The sequence below is a fragment of the Christiangramia sediminis genome (assembly GCF_020552705.1).
Classification (GTDB): Bacteria; Bacteroidota; Bacteroidia; order Flavobacteriales; family Flavobacteriaceae; genus Christiangramia; species Christiangramia sediminis.
Window position 1 is genome coordinate 718,442 of sequence record NZ_JAJBZG010000005.1, and the last position, 18,678, is coordinate 737,119.

General features: G+C 36.3%; 22 protein-coding genes. 10 read left to right on the top strand and 12 right to left on the bottom strand.

Features of this window, described 5'->3' with window-relative positions:
- Positions 1-5: 5 nt before the first annotated feature.
- The 8 genes from ccoG (at position 6) to LGQ90_RS12700 (ending at position 7,974) form a co-directional block, all read left to right on the top strand.
- On the top strand, positions 6-1,427 hold the full coding sequence (gene ccoG, locus LGQ90_RS12665; protein WP_229341547.1) for a cytochrome c oxidase accessory protein CcoG: 1,422 nt from the start codon (positions 6-8) through the stop codon (positions 1,425-1,427).
- 93 nt (positions 1,428-1,520) lie between these two features.
- Positions 1,521-1,970, top strand: a complete 450-nt coding sequence (locus LGQ90_RS12670) for a FixH family protein (RefSeq protein ID WP_229341548.1) — start codon at positions 1,521-1,523, stop codon at positions 1,968-1,970.
- 1 nt (position 1,971) lies between these two features.
- On the top strand, positions 1,972-2,697 hold the full coding sequence (locus LGQ90_RS12675) for a sulfite exporter TauE/SafE family protein (protein ID WP_229341549.1): 726 nt from the start codon (positions 1,972-1,974) through the stop codon (positions 2,695-2,697).
- Between the two features lie 3 nt (positions 2,698-2,700).
- Positions 2,701-2,838 carry a hypothetical protein gene (locus tag LGQ90_RS12680; RefSeq protein ID WP_229341550.1) on the top strand — a complete coding sequence of 46 codons (138 nt, stop codon included), beginning with the start codon at positions 2,701-2,703 and terminating at the stop codon, positions 2,836-2,838.
- A gap of 268 nt (positions 2,839-3,106) precedes the next feature.
- Complete coding sequence (locus LGQ90_RS12685; protein WP_229341551.1) at positions 3,107-5,722, top strand: PAS domain S-box protein; 2,616 nt, start codon at positions 3,107-3,109, stop codon at positions 5,720-5,722.
- Positions 5,723-5,725: 3 nt separating this feature from the next.
- Positions 5,726-6,100: a response regulator gene (locus LGQ90_RS12690; RefSeq protein WP_229341552.1), complete on the top strand. Its 375-nt coding sequence runs from the start codon at positions 5,726-5,728 to the stop codon at positions 6,098-6,100.
- An 85-nt stretch (positions 6,101-6,185) separates the two neighbouring features.
- Complete coding sequence (locus LGQ90_RS12695) at positions 6,186-7,196, top strand: LLM class flavin-dependent oxidoreductase (RefSeq protein WP_229341553.1); 1,011 nt, start codon at positions 6,186-6,188, stop codon at positions 7,194-7,196.
- A 109-nt stretch (positions 7,197-7,305) separates the two neighbouring features.
- A complete protein-coding gene (locus LGQ90_RS12700; protein ID WP_229341554.1) occupies positions 7,306-7,974 on the top strand; it encodes an FAD-binding oxidoreductase in 669 nt (222 codons plus the stop codon).
- A gap of 194 nt (positions 7,975-8,168) precedes the next feature.
- Here the strand turns inward: LGQ90_RS12700 and LGQ90_RS12705 are convergent, their stop codons facing one another.
- From LGQ90_RS12705 to LGQ90_RS12720, 4 genes are all read right to left on the bottom strand, one after another.
- Positions 8,169-8,600: a cytochrome c oxidase assembly factor Coa1 family protein gene (locus LGQ90_RS12705; protein WP_229341556.1), complete on the bottom strand. Its 432-nt coding sequence runs from the start codon at positions 8,598-8,600 to the stop codon at positions 8,169-8,171.
- 101 nt (positions 8,601-8,701) lie between these two features.
- Positions 8,702-9,169 (bottom strand): hypothetical protein, encoded by a 468-nt coding sequence (locus tag LGQ90_RS12710; protein ID WP_229341558.1) that lies wholly within the window; start codon positions 9,167-9,169, stop codon positions 8,702-8,704.
- Positions 9,170-9,314: 145 nt separating this feature from the next.
- On the bottom strand, positions 9,315-9,650 hold the full coding sequence (locus LGQ90_RS12715; protein WP_229341560.1) for a hypothetical protein: 336 nt from the start codon (positions 9,648-9,650) through the stop codon (positions 9,315-9,317).
- Between the two features lie 219 nt (positions 9,651-9,869).
- Positions 9,870-10,742, bottom strand: coding sequence for an ester cyclase (locus tag LGQ90_RS12720; protein ID WP_229341562.1), 873 nt, complete (start codon positions 10,740-10,742; stop codon positions 9,870-9,872).
- 652 nt (positions 10,743-11,394) lie between these two features.
- On the opposite strand from LGQ90_RS12720, the gene LGQ90_RS12725 reads away from it, so the two are divergent.
- Positions 11,395-11,922 (top strand): hypothetical protein, encoded by a 528-nt coding sequence (locus tag LGQ90_RS12725; RefSeq protein ID WP_229341563.1) that lies wholly within the window; start codon positions 11,395-11,397, stop codon positions 11,920-11,922.
- 221 nt (positions 11,923-12,143) lie between these two features.
- On the opposite strand, the gene LGQ90_RS12730 is transcribed toward LGQ90_RS12725, so the two are convergent.
- The 8 genes from LGQ90_RS12730 to LGQ90_RS12765 all read right to left on the bottom strand — a co-directional run bounded on the left by LGQ90_RS12730 (position 12,144) and on the right by LGQ90_RS12765 (position 17,375).
- Complete coding sequence (locus LGQ90_RS12730) at positions 12,144-12,803, bottom strand: hypothetical protein (protein ID WP_229341564.1); 660 nt, start codon at positions 12,801-12,803, stop codon at positions 12,144-12,146.
- A 100-nt stretch (positions 12,804-12,903) separates the two neighbouring features.
- Entirely contained in the window at positions 12,904-13,707 is an 804-nt protein-coding gene (locus LGQ90_RS12735; RefSeq protein WP_229341565.1) for a tetratricopeptide repeat protein, read from the bottom strand.
- 5 nt (positions 13,708-13,712) lie between these two features.
- Positions 13,713-14,207, bottom strand: coding sequence for a hypothetical protein (locus LGQ90_RS12740; protein ID WP_229341566.1), 495 nt, complete (start codon positions 14,205-14,207; stop codon positions 13,713-13,715).
- Positions 14,208-14,258: 51 nt separating this feature from the next.
- Positions 14,259-14,489, bottom strand: a complete 231-nt coding sequence (locus tag LGQ90_RS12745; protein ID WP_341481967.1) for a PLDc N-terminal domain-containing protein — start codon at positions 14,487-14,489, stop codon at positions 14,259-14,261.
- Between the two features lie 178 nt (positions 14,490-14,667).
- On the bottom strand, positions 14,668-14,805 hold the full coding sequence (locus tag LGQ90_RS12750; protein ID WP_229341567.1) for a hypothetical protein: 138 nt from the start codon (positions 14,803-14,805) through the stop codon (positions 14,668-14,670).
- An 18-nt stretch (positions 14,806-14,823) separates the two neighbouring features.
- The gene (locus LGQ90_RS12755) at positions 14,824-15,318 is read right to left on the bottom strand and encodes a glycosyl-4,4'-diaponeurosporenoate acyltransferase CrtO family protein (protein ID WP_341481968.1); all 495 of its coding nucleotides are present in this window, start codon (positions 15,316-15,318) and stop codon (positions 14,824-14,826) included.
- Between the two features lie 121 nt (positions 15,319-15,439).
- Positions 15,440-16,300: a CPBP family intramembrane glutamic endopeptidase gene (locus tag LGQ90_RS12760; protein WP_229341568.1), complete on the bottom strand. Its 861-nt coding sequence runs from the start codon at positions 16,298-16,300 to the stop codon at positions 15,440-15,442.
- A gap of 76 nt (positions 16,301-16,376) precedes the next feature.
- Positions 16,377-17,375 carry a DUF6624 domain-containing protein gene (locus LGQ90_RS12765; RefSeq protein WP_229341569.1) on the bottom strand — a complete coding sequence of 333 codons (999 nt, stop codon included), beginning with the start codon at positions 17,373-17,375 and terminating at the stop codon, positions 16,377-16,379.
- A 223-nt stretch (positions 17,376-17,598) separates the two neighbouring features.
- On the opposite strand from LGQ90_RS12765, the gene LGQ90_RS12770 reads away from it, so the two are divergent.
- On the top strand, positions 17,599-18,534 hold the full coding sequence (locus LGQ90_RS12770; protein WP_229341571.1) for a ribose-phosphate pyrophosphokinase: 936 nt from the start codon (positions 17,599-17,601) through the stop codon (positions 18,532-18,534).
- Positions 18,535-18,678 lie beyond the last annotated feature (144 nt).

An 18,678-nucleotide genomic window follows, 5' to 3' on the forward strand; every position in this document is an offset into this window, starting at 1 on the left:
ACATTTTGGATAAGGACGAGCACGAAAGATTCAGGGATAGTATAGGAACACTTACTTCAGAAGGTAAACGTTCCTGGGTATATCCTAAAAAACCTGAAGGGCGGTTATATAAATACCGTAAATGGGTAAGCTATATTCTTTTAGCTATACTTTTTACAGCTCCTTTTATTAAGATCAACGGGAATCAGTTCCTTATGTTCAACGTGCTGGAACGAAGGTTCAATATTTTCGGAGAAATTTTCTGGCCACAGGATTTCTATCTATTTGTTCTGATGATGTTGATTGGGGTAGTATTTATTTTATTGTTCACCGTAGCCTTTGGAAGGATATTTTGCGGGTGGATCTGCCCGCAAACCATCTTTATGGAAATGGTTTTCCGAAGAATTGAGTACTGGATAGAAGGAGACAGGGGTAAACAAATACGCCTGGATAAACAGGAATGGAATGCTGAAAAGATCAGGAAGAAGGGGATAAAATGGAGCATATTTTTTGTGATCTCCTTTCTAATTGCCAATGTATTCCTGGCCTATCTTATAGGCAGTGACCGGCTGCTCTTATATATTTCGGAAGGTCCGCTGGCTCATATGAGTACCTTGATCTCGCTGCTCATTTTTACCGGAGTATTTTATTTTGTCTTTGCCTGGTTTAGAGAACAGGTTTGCATTATAGCCTGCCCGTATGGCCGGTTACAGGGTGTGTTACTGGATAACAAATCTATCGTTGTAGCCTACGATCATAAAAGAGGAGAGAAGGAAAAAGGAAGGGCTAAATTCAAGAAGAACGAAGATAGGGAAGCAAGCGGAAAAGGAGATTGTATAGACTGTTTTCAATGCGTTCAGGTTTGTCCTACCGGGATAGATATCAGAAATGGAACACAATTGGAATGTGTGAACTGTACTGCCTGTATCGATGCCTGTAACCATATGATGGATGCGGTTGATCTTCCTCAGGGCTTGATAAGATATGCCAGTGAGGAAAATATAGAAAAGAAGAAAAAATTTAAGTTCACTCCGCGTATCAAAGGTTATGCGGCGGTATTGTTTATCCTGGTTTCGGTTTTAACCGGGATGCTCTTTTTAAGAAGTGATGTAGAAGCAAATATTCTCAGACTTCCCGGTCAGCTTTACGAGCACAAGGACGATAATATCATTAGCAATGTCTATACCTATAAACTGATCAATAAGACTTCTCTGGATTATGAAAATGTTAGGTTTAAGCTGCTTTCCCATGATGGAAGTATAGAAACTGTGAAGGGAAATTCTATTCTTATTCCTGCCAATGGACTGGCTGAAGGAACCCTATTTATTGAAATAAATCAAGGCGCACTGGAAAAAGAAAAAGATAAAATTATCATCGAAGTATATGACGGTGATAAACTTATTGAAACAACCGGGACCACTTTTTTAGGTCCGAGAAGTTATAATTAGAAGTGAGATATAAGTATGGAAATGTTGGAATGGTCTATTGATATTGATGCATTAGTAGGAAGCAGAGGGAATCAAAATTAAAAACAAGAAATTATGAAATTAAATTGGGGAACCGGAATTGTAATAGGAATGCTGTTATTCATTGGTTTCATCATGTATTTCGTGGTGACCATGCTAAGTAGTTCAGACTATGACCATGATCTGGTAGTAGAAGATTATTACAAGGCAGAACTGCACTACCAGCAGGATATAGATGCGGAAGAGAATGCCCTGGCATTGGATGAACATATAGAACTGGAAAGAGAGGGAGCTCAAATGTACATAAAGTTCCCGGAGACTATAAATCTGGAACAGCTGGAAGGAACAGTTACTTTTTACAGGCCTTCAAATAAAAAACTTGATTTTAGTATTCCCTTTTCAACAATTCAGCAGCAAAAATTTGAAGTGCCAGTATCCCAGTTGGTAAAAGGCAGGTGGAACCTTAAGATCAGCTGGCAGGAAAATGGAAAGGATTATCTGTTCAAAAAGGAAATTCTATACTAAAATGCTTCTTTCAGCGCTCATATTCGGTTTACTGGGTAGTTTCCATTGTATTGGGATGTGTGGTCCTATTGCATTTTTACTACCACTGGAAAGAGATAATAAACCTAAAAAATTACTGCAGATCTTTCTGTATCACTTTGGCAGGATCTTCTCTTATGCTGTGATTGGATTAGCTTTCGGTATTGTGGGAAAAGGTCTGTCCTTATTTGGATTGCAGCAGCAGTTATCAATAATTATTGGAATTCTAATGTTGCTACTGGTTCTTATTCCGAAGCGAAAACTTGGAAAATGGAACCCTGAGCATGCCGGTTTTAAATTCGTCAACAAACTAAAGAATCAGCTTGGCCGTGAACTTAAAAAGAAAAGACCAGATACATTCTTTAGTGTAGGATTTCTAAACGGATTTCTTCCTTGCGGATTGGTTTATATGGCTGTACTGGGTGCCATTGCCGGGGGTAGCGCTTGGGAAGGAAGTCTATATATGGTTCTTTTTGGTATGGGTACGATCCCACTAATGACCAGTGCAATCTGGATCAGCAATATAATATCTGTAAAAAGCAGAAAGTATATTCGCAGACTTATTCCTGTTTTTGTCGGAATTGTTGCGGTCTTATTTATTCTCCGGGGCTTGGGACTTGGTATACCCTTTGTATCGCCAAAACCTCAAATTGAACAGATCTCTTCAGGATTTGAATGTCATCAACCTTTACAAATTACAAAATCATAAATTATGCTATCTCAATTAACTATCCCGCTTGTAAACTGGAATCTGGGAACCGGAATTATCTTATTTTTCGGAGTCGTATGTCTGGTATTAATCCTTATTGTAAATAATATGGTGAATAGCGACCAGAAGAAAAATAAATGAAATCAATAATAATTTATTTCAATTTGCTATCTACAGGTGAAGAAGGTTTTAATTTCCTCAATTTCCCGAAGATCGAAATTAGTTTAAATTTATAAGCTGAAATTTTCGCAGATAAATCTCTCAAAATATTAGCCAGCTTCTATGTACTCTAATTTTTATTATATTGACCACTGTTTTTTCACCTAAAAAGTTGAAGATTTATCTTTGGTAAAATAGATTTACTTTTGTCGAAATTTTCATCATTTTCATTTTTTGCTATTAAAAGAATATGAGCTATACTTCTGAAGACTCAGAAAATAAGAAAAAGAAAGATTCGGCAATAAAATCCTTATCTCGTAGTATTGTAGATACGGTACAGGAACCAATGTTAATCCTGGATGTGGATCTAAATTTTATAAATGCGAATACTGGTTTTTACAATACTTTTGAGATTGTAAATGAGCAGGCTCTTCAATTAGAACTGGAACAAAATAACCCACACTTTAAGCAGCTAAAATCCAATCTTGAAGCGGAGTTAGCTGTAAATAAGAATATTGAAAATTCAGAATTCTCCTTAGTACTTCCAAAATCGGGCGTTAGAAAATTCCTCATTAATGCCAGTAAAATTGATGATCCTGAGTTAATTCTGGTATCATTTACTGAACAAAAGGACAATCTTGAGAAATTTGATGAAATTTTCTCGCAGGCTCCCGCCATGATATGTATACTTCGCGGCCCTGAACATGTTTTTGACCGGGCAAATGAAAATTACCTTCAAATTGTTGGGAATAGAGATATTATTGGCAAAACCGTTAGGCAGGCAGTTCCGGAGTTAGACGGACAGGGTTTTTATGAAATGTTAGATAATGTCTATAAAACCGGGAAAGCATTTACTGGTAGTGAAATTCCAGTGAAGATTGATAATGGAGAAAAGAAGTTAAAGAATTCTTTCCTGGATTTTGTTTATCAGCCAATATTTGAAGAATCTGGAGCCGTGGGCGGCATATTTGTTCACGCCATAGATATTACCGAGAAAGTTAAAGCCATACGAAAACTTGAGGAAAGTGAAAATGAATTAAGGAATCTAATTGATACCGTACCTGCCATTATATGGATTACCAGTGAAAGCGGAAAGAATTCCTATTTGAATAAAAAATGGTATGAATTTACGGGTCAAACCCAAAGCGAAGCTCATGATTTTGGCTGGCTGAATGTAATACATCCTGAGGATAGAAAAAGAGTAGAAAAAGAGTTCCTGAAATCAAACAATGAGAGATCACCCTTTCATGCAAGTTTCAGGCTGCGCAACAGCGAAGGGGATTATAGGTGGGTATTAGATAGCGGAAGTCCTAAATATAATAGTGAAGGAGCCTATGAAGGGATGATAGGTACCGTGATAGATATAAATGAAGAAAAAATTAAAGAGCAGCTTATACGGGAAAAACAACATCGAATAAGGTCTATTATTGAAGAGGCAGATGTAGCTACCGCACTATATACCGGCCGCGAGATGAAAATTGAAATGGCCAATGATGCCATGATAGAGCTTTGGGGAAAAGATCATTCGGTTATTGGAAAAACACTGCATGAAGCACTACCTGAACTGGAAGGGCAGCCTTTTCACGAACTGCTTCAGAATGTTTATACCACCGGCAAGACCTACTGGGGAAAAGAAGATCCTGTAGATCTGGTTATCAACAATAAATTGCACACCGGTTATTTCAACTTCACCTACAAAGCATTAAGTGATGAAAAAGGGGAGATCTATGGAATTTTGAATATGGCCGTCGATGTTTCAGAAATTGTAGAATCTAAAAAGCTTTTAAAAGATAGTGAAGAGAGATACCGGCAAATGGCCGATCTTATGCCGGAAAAAGTTTCCAATATAGATCCCCAAGGGAATGTCGTTTATTTTAATCAGGGCTGGCTGGATTATACAGGACTTTCAAAAGAAGAATTTGAAGAGCAGGGTCTTAACAGCTTTATATCTCCTGCTGAAAAAGATGAATTTGAGAAAGCATGGAATTATTCGCTGGAAACCGGAAACGATTTTGAAATGGAACTTCGTTATCTCAATAAAAAAGGGAAATATAAGTGGCATCTTAACCGGGCAGAAGCGATCACAGATGCCAATGGAGATATTCAGCTCTGGATATGCACGGCTACTGAAATTCAGAAGATAAAAGCTGAAGAGAAACGAAAGGAAGATTTTCTTAAACTGGTGAGTCATGAGTTAAAAACACCGGTGACCTCCATAAAGGGATATGTGCAGTTACTCCTGAGTCTCCTTAAAAGTGAAAAAGGAGTACCCCTCACTGCCATTCCGTTTCAAACTTCCTTAGAGCGTATAGATCAGCAAGTGGTGCGACTCACCAGGCTCATCTCAGAAATGCTCGATCTGTCCAGAATCGAAAAAAATAAGCTGGTCCTTAAAAAGGAAAATTTCAGTTTAAATAAATTAATTGCTGAAACGATTCAGGACATAAATTATACCAATACCCAATACAATATTAAGCTTACCGAAGAATTTGACTGTAATATTTATGCCGATAAGGATAGGATCGGCCAGGTATTGATCAACCTGGTGACCAATGCGATAAAATATTCTCCGGAGAACCAGGATATTGAAGTGAAAATTGAGAAAGAGGGAAAAAATAAAGTGGCGGTAAGCGTTATAGATTCAGGAATTGGGATTGATAAAGAGAATCAAAAGAAAATTTTTAAGCGCTTTTATCGTATAGATTTTAAACATGAAGATACCTACTCGGGCTTTGGAATAGGTCTTTATCTGGCCAATGAAATTATGAGACGTCATAATGGTAAAATTAGTGTAGATAGTGAAAAAGATAAAGGTTCAGTTTTTACCTTTAGCCTGGATGTGGTATCCAAAGATTTTAAAGAATAAAATATGGCTCAGGAACAAAAAATTCTCATTATAGATGATGACCCGGGGATTGGAGATATGATGCAACTTGTGCTTCAGTTCAATGGATATGATATTATTGTTTCTGAAAAACCCGATGAGGCAGAAGATATTATATTGACCCACCAGGTAGATTTGATAATTCTGGACATGCTCATTTCGGGAATTAATGGTACCGACGTTTGTAAACGATTAAGGGATAATGAAGATCCAGAAATTGCAAACACTCCCATTTTAATGATGTCGGCCCTTCATGATGCAGTAAAGAAATGTAAAAAGGCAGGAGCAAATGATTTTTTATCCAAACCCTTTGAAGTGGATGATTTACTTTTAAAAGTGAAGGAACTGTTAGAAGATTAAGTCTGCAGGATTGACGGCGTAAGGAATATATAAAATTAAGACCAAAGAGAAGCCTGCAGCGATGCCGGCTTTTTAAATTTAGATTATGTCGCAAAATAAAAAAATATCATATTCTGTTCTCGAACTTGCCGTAGTTGGTCAGGATATTCCTCATACAAAAGTATTTGAAAATAGTGTGGAGCTTGCCAGAACTGCAGAAGGTTTAGGTTATAAAAGATTCTGGCTGGCAGAACATCATAATATGGTGAGTATAGCGAGTTCGGCAACCACCGTTCTTATGAGCCATATCGCGGCCAAAACCAAAAGTATAAGGATTGGTTCCGGGGGGATAATGCTACCAAACCATTCCCCGCTTATCGTTGCTGAACAATTCGGAACTTTGGGTTCCCTATACCCGGGAAGGATAGACATGGGCCTGGGCAGAGCTCCGGGAACAGATCAGGTAACCGCGCATGCCATTAGGAGTGACCGGATGAATTCGGTCTTTAAATTTCCGCATGAAATTGATGAAATTCAGCGATATTTCAAGAATGATAGAACCTCTACAAAAGTAAGGGCGACGGTGGCTGAAGGGGTAAAAGTGCCTATGTATGTTTTGGGATCCAGTACAGATAGTGCGCACGTTGCTGCAGAAAAGGGACTTCCCTATGTTTTTGCCAGTCATTTTGCACCTGCCCAGTTATTCCAGGCTATGGAAATTTATTACAGAGAATTTCAGCCTTCAGAATACCTGGAAGAGCCGTACAGTATTGCCGGAATTAATGTCACCGCTGCAGCTACTAATGAGGAAGCTGAAAAACTATCTACCAGCTCCCTTAGAATGATGGTAGGCGTTCTTACAGGAAACCTGGATTACTTGCAAAAACCTGTTGAAATGAATGCGGAACTGAAAGAGGTGCGTGACAATCCTGCGTTGCAGAGAATGTTGCAATATGCCTTTGTAGGAGATCGTAAAACCATTCAACAGAAAACTGAAGAATTTCTGAAGCAAACGGGGGTAGATGAGGTAATTGTTGCTTCTCATATCTATGATCAGGAAGACAGGATCAAATCTTATAAGATATTTTCGGAGGTTATGAAGGAGATCAATTCATGATCATTTATTAAACTTCCTTAAAATATTATAAAAACGGTTAAATATCAGCTTGACAAAGCACTCCTCACTTAATTTTCCATTTTAATTCTTTACCTTAAAAAGAAAAACCATGGAAAAGATAGTAAAGATAAAATCAGTTGGTCAGGTAACGCACGATGTTAAACAGTTTATAGTTGAAAAGCCACAGGGATATGAATTTACTCCCGGGCATGCCACTGAAGTTTCAATTAATAAAGAAGATTGGAAAGAGGAGAAAAGACCTTTTACCTTTACGAGTTTAAATGAAGATGATGATCTTGAATTCACCATCAAGATCTATCCAGACCATGATGGAGTCACCGAGCAGCTGGGGAAATTAAAGGTCGGGGATGAGCTTATAGTTCGCGATACCTGGGGTGCGATAGAATATAAAGGCCCGGGTTATATAATTGCAGGTGGAGCAGGCATCACTCCTTATATTTCTATGTTGCGAGATCTGGATAAAAAAGGAAAAGCGAAAGGCATGCATCTCATTTTCTCTAATAAAACCGATAAGGATATTATTATGAAGGAAGAGCTGGACCGGCTGCTGAATAATAATACTACCCACGTGATCACAGATCAGAAAGATACAAAGTATACCAATGCTTATTTAAATGAAGATTTTCTCAAGAAAGAGATCAAAGATCTGAATAAACGATTTTATGTGTGCGGACCACCGGAAATGACTGAAGAAATCAGTAACATCCTTGAAAAACTTGGCGCAGATACAGATTCAGTTCAACTCGATGATCAGTAGTATAATTGTATTTAGGAGAGCGATCAAAAAAAATAGCCTGTATGTCTGATTCCTGGTAAATCGTTAGTAGCCTAAAAGACCATTTTTAAAGTTTTCAAAGTCAGTAATAATGACATAAGCAATTATTAAGAAGATAGCAATAAGGAAAATTTTGAAATAATTTTTTCGGGAAATGATTTTACTCATGAATGATTTTAGTTTTGTGGGTTGATAATTTTTATAGTCTGTATATCTTCAGAAGCATCGCTCATTCTAATATGTAATAGCTCGTATTTCCATTTATCACCCTCTTTATATGCGGTAAGATCTAATTTAGCTTTTCCCTTATCCCCCTGAACTTTAATGGTGGAAGTCACGTTTTTATTTTTATTCGAATATCGAACTTCTCCATTAAGAATAGTCATTTTATCGATAGGCTGAATCTTCCCTAAAGATTCCAGGACACGTGCATCATTATTTGCTTTTTCAATAGCAATTTGATAAAGATCTTTATCGGCATAAGCCTGGGCAAGATCTGTAGAAACCTTGCCTAATCCCGAAGATGCAAGAAGATAGATCACAAGAATACTGATGGTAGCTATAGGAACTAACCATTTATAATTTTTGTTCAACCAGGTTGTTTTCATGATTTCAATTTAATTGAGGGAGTTACTGTAAAACTCCAAATTAGAGAAAAACTTTTAAAATAGGAGATTGCAACTAACCAATTAGATTCCTAAATCACTATTCAGGTATAAAGCAGTGCTAGAACAAATGGGATAGTAACTGTTACAGATATAAGAGCCGGTTTTACCCAGCTTTTTTTCTCGAATTCAATATTTTTCCCGAGATATCGATTCCAGAAATATTCATTTAGAATTACGGCTCCCAGAATATTTAGCGGGATGGTAAATTTGCTGGTACTTACCGAATTTACTGTGAAAATGATACCGACCGTATAGAGGATGGAAAATATTAGCACCTGTATACGTCCTTTTTTTTCGCCTATCTTTTTGAGATTGCTCATTAAGATCGCTGCACCAAAAATTGTGGAAAAAATTAGCGAAAAGGCGGTGATAACTCGTTTGGAATAGAGTTGAGGAGGAATTTCAGTAATCTCGTTCTCCTCGAATTCTTCATTGTCAGGATTTTCAAATTCTTGATTTAAGGATTCCCTTTCTTTAATTTCCGCTTTATAATTTAAAAATGTTCTCAATACGATATGAGTTTATACTGCGCAAAACTTGCGGAAGTAGGGATGCAGTTTTGCCCAATAGGCTAGTGACAGCGAAGGTAAAAAAAAGTATATTAATCCCATAGGATAATAGAAAAACTAATAACATTCGGCGACTGATGGTAAATTATCTTTGACCTAAGATTAGCGTGCTTTGATTTTGCCTGTTTTTAAGCTCTTCTTCCACTTTCTCCACAAAAAGAAAGATAATAAACAGCGTAAGAAGTATAGATATTACCAGGAGCTTAAGATCTTTTATATTCTCTAATCTGGCCTTGTATCTTATTTTTTCTATGACCTCGTTAAATTTTTTTTCAGGGATTTTCTCAAATAGTATCCCATCCAGGGGCATTTCATCTTTATGAATATTTTCCCGAAGATCTTCTTTGAATTTTGGCTTGTTAGAATATAAAAGAGATTTGTTATGGTTTTGCTGACTGGTTATTTCGACTCTCTTAGACATCTTTAATTTATTATTTATGAATTAGCCTTCAGCAGATGAAGATCATCCAATCTTAACCGGCTAGGATCGTATAAGTTAAGAATTTTTTTAAACCCGAAACTTTAATTAAAGTTTCGGGTGTGCTATTATCAAATTAACGAGGCTTAATGAGCTGTGGTTAGTTTTTAAACTTACTCTTGCAATATCATAAAAGTCATGACCTGGACCGAAAATATTTAATTAATCATTCTCAGATTCAGCTAATTTTTTAGTATCCACATATTGCTGAAAGGCAACAATTTTTCCATCCTTAAGCGTCCATAGATGAGCCGCCTGCGCATCATAAGCCTGACCGTTCTTCCATTTTGCATCATATCTTAGGGTGGCCAGAATCTGATTATTGCTCATTTCATGTAGCTCAATATCCTTTAATTTAAAATATTCATGTTCGGTCATGATCCTGCCAAAAACGCCATTCATAACAGCGTCTGGACCCACATATGGATTATCTTCTGCGTATTTATTCCCTTCAGCTTCATTCCATTGGATTTCTGGATCCATTTGGCTAAGAACGCCAGGCACATTTCCCGATGAAAAAGCACTATAAACCGAATCTATTAATTTCATATTTTGTGCATCTGAAATCAGCCCTAACTGCCCCATAAATTCCATATTATCCATAAAATCGTGCTCTTCCAGGATTTTACCATTCTTCATTTTTACCAGGGTCACCCCTTCGAGGTCGAGATTTTTTCCAGTGGCCGGGATTCCGAAGAAATCTCCCGAATGTGTTCCTTTGAATCTCCAGTGTTTTACGATATTATCGTCCTGCCCAAAAATATTGATGATGTCAAAGTTTATATCTGAAAAGCCGGTCAGGAAATTCTGATAATAATTTTTAAAATTTTCAATGCCTTTAATATTTTCGGGACTGTTTATGATGACCACATTTTCATCAAAACTTGAATTGTTGATCTGGTCTATCTCCCCGTTGTTCAGGATCTCATCCCATACCCGGGAGTAAGTTTCGATATTCTTTTCAGTTTGATTCTGTGCAAATGACAGGCTAATACCAAAAAGTATCAGGGCTAAAAGGATGGCTGATTTTTTCATGATTGAAAATATTAAAATAATTATCCCTGTTAAGGTATAAAATACTGATATACAATTCAATATATTTTTTTTAAAATCAGTCAATTGATGCAAATAACCCGATAACGACCACTACTATTTTCATATCAAAATTGAAAAATCCTTGATATGGCTAAAGTAACATGGAAAACACATCTTGAATTTAATAAGTTATTCCCGGAGCTTTGTATAAAAACTTATTGCTTTTTCATAGGTTGCGTTGTTAGCATCAATTAAAATCTTATCAATAATTTTTTCACCTATCACTTTATACGAGTTTAAAGCATTATAACTAAACGAACGTAGGAAAGTTGTAAATCAAAAACTGTACTTCTTGTCTTAACCATAGACAATTAATATAGTTGTTAAGTAATAGAAAAGGTCTGTGTTAAGCTTGTTTGTGATCTTATATATATGGTTGTAATATAAATGTCATTATACTCATAACTAATTGTATATTAGTATTTTAAAACGTATTTTAGTTCATTAAATTCTCCTCATTCTATTTTTATCAACTTATTGCTGTTTTATGTAAATCTGTTACTATAGCTTTTTAGGAATAGTATTTTCTATGTCAAATAGGAAATCAAAGATTAAAAGCAAACACAGTAATTACCACTTAAACCAATTAATTATGAGAAATCGATTTGTATTTCTATTCGTATTAGTAGCAATTTTATTTGCTTGCAGCAGTGATTCTATAAGCAATGATGATCTTGATTTGATTAATCTAGAGGTCAAATTACAAGCGGGCACAGAACGTCCCTTCAAAATAAAAAAAGTAGAAGGCACTTATAGCTTCATTCCAGGTGATGGTGAATCATGCTCAGCTATCGTTCTAAATGCTATTGGCGAAGGAACTATGTCACATCTAGGATTTAGTACGATGTTAGAGGAATGGTGTTCTAATGGACCAACTGACCTTGGTACAAGATCAATCACGATTATAGCTGCAAATGGTGACGAATTGAGAGGCACTCATAGTACTATTCTATTTACTTCGGCTACTTCTTTTGAAGAAACATTGAACTTTGACGGTGGAACCGGACGGTTTGAAAATGCCAAAGGTGTATTCATAGAAACTGTAGAAATTATTGAAGATATCCCAGGTGGACCTACTGGAACATTTGTTATGAGCGGCGAGGGAACGATAACGTATTAATTAGGCATAATATGCAAAAAAGCTCATTCAAAGCATCTAGTACTTGGAATGAGCTTTTTTGCATGGTACAGCTACTTTTACTTGTTAGCGTAATTCGCGCAAACTCCTTTGCTAGTGTTCAAAGAGTATCTCGAAAATTCGTTAGAACTTCCTTTACGCAGTACCTTTTTGCCATCTTAGGGCTCAAGCAACTAGCAATACACAAGAACATTGACAACTCTTCATTTGGTGAACTGAATCTCAACTAAATAATAATGCGGAATATTGAATTCGTTTCCGAAGTCTTCCGGAGAAATTTCAGATTGCGCCACTTTGCAATAAGAACCTGATCCATCAGGATCACGGTTAGGTGTAATAACTGACATTATATAAAAAGGGCTGTTTATATCTTCTTTTAGCAGCTTTTTTGCTCCAAAAAAATCTTTGACGGCATAACGGCCATTGTCATGTGTAGTCGGGAAATAGGCTTGCTTACTGCCATATCTTTCACCCTTGATCCAAAATTTAATATCTTCTTTTCCTATTTTACTCAGTAGTTTGAATGAGCTTTGTGCGGAATCTATTTTGAAATAATCATTCCCGCGCTCATCAAATAGAACAGATGTATTGATCAACTCCCCATCTAAAAATTCCTTTACCTTAATCACGAAGTATTTTCCCGTAATGGAATTTCCTTTAAATGTAAATTCTGTCTGGTTGATATTTTCAAATTGGAATAAAGTCTGAAGATCCGGGTTTTCAACACCATTTTTTATCGTGACATCTACGATTGAAGTATCAGGCACGACTGTTTTATTGGTTATTTCTGAATTTTCAATAGATAAATTTTGTGCATTGGAGAAAAATGAGATCAATAGAATAAATAAGGTGATTTTTTTCATGTGCTGGGTTATTATGAGGGTAAATTAGTAGAGGGCCTCTATTTTAATGTTTAGCTACTGTTTTGAGTCAGTGATCTATGCCCAAATTTTATATTACGTTTTAAGTGCTCTTATTTAAAGTTTTAACCTGTGCCAGGTCACTTTTATAGATCTCATTTAAATATTCAGAATATGGATCATTCCTTTTATAATTAAAATACTTCTCCGCTTTCTCCAAATGGGATTTAGCAAGCTCTTTTTTGCCGTCTTCTGAATATATTTTAGCTAAGCCTAAATGAGCTTCCACAGAATATTTGGACTGCTCCAGTGCTTTTTTATAATAATTTATAGCCGCTTCCAGGTTTCCCATTTCGTATTCACAAATTCCAATGTAAACGAAAGATTGAATATCTGCCCAGTCTTCTCCCTGGTTTTCGATACTTTTTTTGAAGTGTTTACTGGCTTTCTGGTAATCTCCCAGGCCATAATAGGATTCTCCCCTTAAGAAATCGATATCTTCTCCCCACGGGGTATCGATTACTCCGGGAGTAAGGGAGTCCAGTCGATCAAAATCAGCTAAAGCTCCCTTGAAATTCCTTAAAAATCGAAGCTTCATATATCCTCTATAACCCAGATGCATTTTTGGGTCTAGGGTAACCGCTTTGTCAAGAAGCATGAAGCCTTCTTCGTAATAACCTCTTTTATTGAAGGGTACCGATTGTTCAAAGTAAATCCGGTCATTTTCAGGATCCTTAAATTTTAAGATCTCGAACATTTTCTGGGAAAGTTCACTTCCCTGCATATTCGCGGCGAAAGAATATCTTTTTTCCGGTGAGGAAAATAGCAGCATATAGATCACAACGATAGAGTAGCCTGTAAGCAACGTGGCTAAGATCAATTTGAGGATTTTAAATAATTTTTTCATTCAGCCTAAAATATATCTACCAGTTTATCATTTCTAATTTTAAAATTCAGCACATAGTAGCTGTCATAGGTATTGTAGTCATTACTTGCCGGATTCCAGTTTTTTAATTTAAGTAGAGCTCCTTCTATTTTCTCAATATTGGCGGGACTTATAGCCATTTCTTCCATATCCAGATCTGTAGCCTTATGACGAAATCTTCCTATTTCCCCTTCACAATTCACAATAAATCTGAAGGTGATTAAACCTGATCCCTTGTAGTTTAGCTCCTCCAGCTCGGGAAATATTTTATTTTTGATCGCTCTTTTGCCTCCTTCAAAATCGGTATCCATTCCATAATACTGGGTGATTCTATCTTCATTACAAACCTGGAAGTCATGATCCTGTTCTTTATTTTCGCTTAGATCACCAATCCTGTTTTTTGCTTGATAATTGAGCCAGCCAGTAAGTATAATGGCCACCAGGAAACTTATTAATAGGAAAATATTTGTTTTACTTTTCAAATCTCAAGTTTAAAGACTTTATGTGATAATAATGATTTTGAGCCTGAAAGTTTATGTAGTTCTATTACTGAATTCAGGTTGAAATGTTCGCGGTTCTTTTTTTAGTTTTGGTCCCAATTGGAAATAAATAATCGATCCCAGTACCGGAAATAATAGAATTATGGCAATCCATATAAAGGTTAGTGAATTATTCTGAAATCTCGATCTTGAAATATCTACGAAGGCCCAAACCCAGAGAATTACAGTTAATATCAATAGGCTAAACATTAAAATTTCATACATATATGTTCCGTTGTTTTATTTAATACCAGTAGAGGAATAAGTTTGCGGAAGTAGGGAATGCAACCTATAAGGCAACACTGTAATTGACACCTGAAACTGGTTATTTATTAATTTAATTAATTTTTATGTAATAAAGATAACAGATAAAATCAAACGATAAATTCTCCTGGTTTTATATTTAAGGAATTACATGCGTATGAGCTTTATACAAATACTTAGGGGTAATTTGCTTTAACACAAAATGGGCTACATCTGCACGGGAGATCATCCTGGTGAAAATATAATTATCAAGGTTTTCACCGTGTTCGCAGTACATCTTCTTTTCCCCATTTTACTAGTGCCTCCAATGATTAGAATTTTTATCTTGATTACTTGCCATTATTTTGTCAATTCGCCTTTTATTTTGCTGTTGTAATAACGAGGGATATAAATTCATTAAAATGTTAGGGATCATTATTATTAGTCCAAGTACCATACTTGTACTATAACTTTTGTACACGGCAAAAAGCGCCACAAAAATAAATCCGATTAAATGACTTATTTCAGAAAGAGTCATTTCATTTCGTATTTCGGTCAAATCAGTATTTTTCTTTTCAAACTTTATTTTCTGGTTGAAAAATTTGAAAAAAGTGTTTCTTACTATCCACTTAAAGTTATAGAGTCCAATAATTTTATTCAGAGTTATACTTCTAATAAAATTTAAATTTGATAGTTTGTTGTAATATATAGTTTTCATAAGAATACCGTTAAGTATCATTCCGACTATCCAAGATATGAAGGACAATGATATTCCAAATATTAAACCTGCCATTATATGTTTCATTATCATTTTCCAAATTGTAACTATTGTTCCCGCTCACCGTATGTTGGTGGTATAAGGGACGCAGATTTGTGGATTTAGTAATTTTAGAATAAATCCCTAAAATAACTGTTTTCAATCAACTACCCCGTTATTTGCAGTGAAGCCTGTCGTGATTAGTTTTTTTCCAATAGTGCATTGAAATTGCCGCAATTGTAATTAGTATGGCAACTAAAGATAGTATAGAACCTTCAAAACCAAATGCTCCTCCATTCAAAATATTTTTCTCTGGTATACTAAGCTTTAAAACAGAATATGTATTTTGACCACTTACATTAAAACCTAAAATTGTTTGAAAAAAATTCCAACTAAAATGCAGTGCGATTGGAAACAATAGGTTTTTTGTATGTATATAAGTTATACCCAGTAGGATACCAGCGAGAAAAATGTTTGTAGAACCAATGATATCAATGTTAGGATTAAAACCATGCATTAATGAAAATAGAACTGCTGAAATAAACAATGCTATATATTTATTAAAAGAGTACATAAGGTTCCTTAAAACATAGCCTCGATATAGTATTTCTTCTGTAAGAGAAACCAGAACAAAAATGGTTATTGAAATTAATATTTGATTAAAGTCAAAATTGATATTTTGAATATTTATTTCTCCCAGGATTTGTAATATTCCAAATCCTGACAATATGATGAGAGCTCCAATTGCAAAACCTGTCCAGAAGCTCTTCATATTATTTTTAAATCTTAATCCAATTTCTATAAATTTTTCTCTATCTATATATTTTAAATATAACCAAACGATTAATATCGTTCCCAAAAAAGTAAAGAGTTGAATAATCAATCTTTGAGCTGGTGTTTTCTCAATTTCTATATTGCTATATGAAAAACCCGTTAAAACTCCACCAATTAATTGAAAAACTCCAACTATAAAAATGTATGGGAAAATTATAAATAGTATTCTTAACCATCCCTGATATTTTGATTGTTCACTCATAATAAAAAATTAATCTCAATTCATTTACCACTAGAAATTGTTTTTAAACTTTCAATTCCCGGGCAAAGGATAGTTTTTAGTTTTGAAATTCCTTTTTTCGTTCTTCAATCTTTGCTTCCAGCTGAGATAAACATTCCTTATATTCTTTAGCGTTCCATACTATATCCCAGGTAGCAACATAATCCTCCAGTGGTTTTAAGCCAACTTCTGCCCGTCTTGGATCTATGTTTTCCGGGTCTTGTAAAGGTGATACATAATATTCTCCCGTTTCAGGATCCCGCCCTATCTGGCTTCCGTAGATCTGTCTTTCACCATTTCTTAAGGCTACCCGGTCTTCCATCAAGGCCAGGCTCCCTGGGCTGGCATTTCCTTTCTTTACTGCGTCCCTGAACATGGGTAAATATTTTTCCTGAACCTCCAGCGGGGCGTGTTGTATCACTAAGAACAGGGTGGAATTTCCCTGGTCTCCAACCACATCGGCTCCCAGCCAGCCCCGTTCATCAAGAATTTTCTGGACCTTTAGAACATTGATGGAATCCAATTTATTTATCTTATCCCAGTGGGCTTGCATCTCTTCAGAATCTCTTCCATATGCTGCTTCTACCGCACTCATTTCTTGTCTTAGATCCTGGTCGTCCCTGTAGATCGTATCTAAGATTGCCACTAGTTCTGGTTCCAGGTTTCCCTGTGCAGCTTCTTTATTTTTCTTTATCATCGCCAGCACTTCAGCCCAGCGATCATAGCAGTTAAGTTCTTCCAGGGCCGGATCTGTTGAGATTTGGCCATAACTGGAGTAATTTCCTTTTTCGGCGATCCTGAACAATTGTACAAAGGCAGAGTCCGGTTCCTTGGCTAAAGCCCAGGCACTGGCCGCATAATACCGGTGGGTATTATATCCTTTATCTCCCCAGGCTGTGAAAGCTTCAGAATATTTTTCAGCAGCAAGCTTATAATCTTCATTTTCATATAAATCCCGGGCTTTATTCACCAGGTCATTATATTTTTCCTTGTCCTGGCTATAGGAAGAATTAAAGCTTAACAGGCTTAAAAGGGCTGAAAGTATGAGGTTTATCATCAGTTTCATTTTCAAATTATGGATGAAGCTATTGTTTTGAGCGCCTAAAGCTAAGATTTTCCTATCAAACACACGGTTGAGTGTATTAAAAATATGTTTTTAAGTACTTTCCCTTAATTTATACATCTTTCTTTCTAAGCAGTTGTTATTATTCTGTTTTCACAAGGATAAATTTTTAAATTTGCATGCAACGATATCAAACACACAACAAAAACAACACAAAATGCCTGCAACAGAAGCAAAGATCTTTAACTGTACACAAAGCCGCGAACTAGCCGAGAAGATCGCCGGTTACTATGGTACAAAACTGGGAAATGTGATCACCTCTACGTATAGTGATGGTGAATTTCAGCCTTCTTTTGAAGAATCGGTAAGGGGTTCCCGTGTATTTATCATCGGATCCACCCATCCCGGGGCAGATCACCTTATGGAAATGTTACTGATGCTGGACGCTGCAAAAAGAGCTTCGGCCAGGCATATCACTGCGGTAATGCCATATTTTGGATGGGCAAGACAGGATAGAAAAGACAAACCTCGTGTGCCTATCGCGGCGAAAATGATCGCCAGTATCCTGGAAACTGCCGGGGCTACAAGAATTATTACGATGGACCTGCATGCAGACCAGATTCAGGGTTTCTTTGAAAAGCCGGTAGATCATCTCTATGCAAGTACCGTTTTTCTTCCTTACCTCAAAGAACTTGGACTTGATAATTTAACCATTGCTTCACCGGATATGGGTGGTTCCAAAAGAGCTTATGCCTATTCCAAAGCTTTGGAAAGTGATGTGGTCATCTGTTACAAACAAAGAGCCAAGGCCAATGTGATCTCGCATATGGAACTTATTGGTGATGTGACCGGAAAGAACGTGGTATTGGTAGATGATATGGTAGATACTGCCGGAACGCTTACCAAAGCTGCAGACCTTATGATGGAACGCGGTGCATTGAGCGTTCGTGCTATTTGTACGCATCCTGTACTTTCAGGTGAAGCATACGATCGTATCGAAAAATCCAAACTTCAGGAATTGATCGTTACAGATTCTATTCCGCTGAGACAGGAAAGCAAAAAAATTAAAGTGGTAAGCTGTGCTGAGCTTTTCGCTGATGTGATGAAGCGAGTTCAGGACAATGAGTCTATAAGTTCTAAGTTCATTATGTAATTATTCCACTAGGATTTCCATACTGAGGCTCGTCAAGTTATTCTTGTCACACTGAGCCTGTCGAAGTGTGAGGAACATTCAACAGTGATTATTAAACAATTAGTAGAAGGATAATGAAGAGATTCTCCCTACGGTCCAAATGAT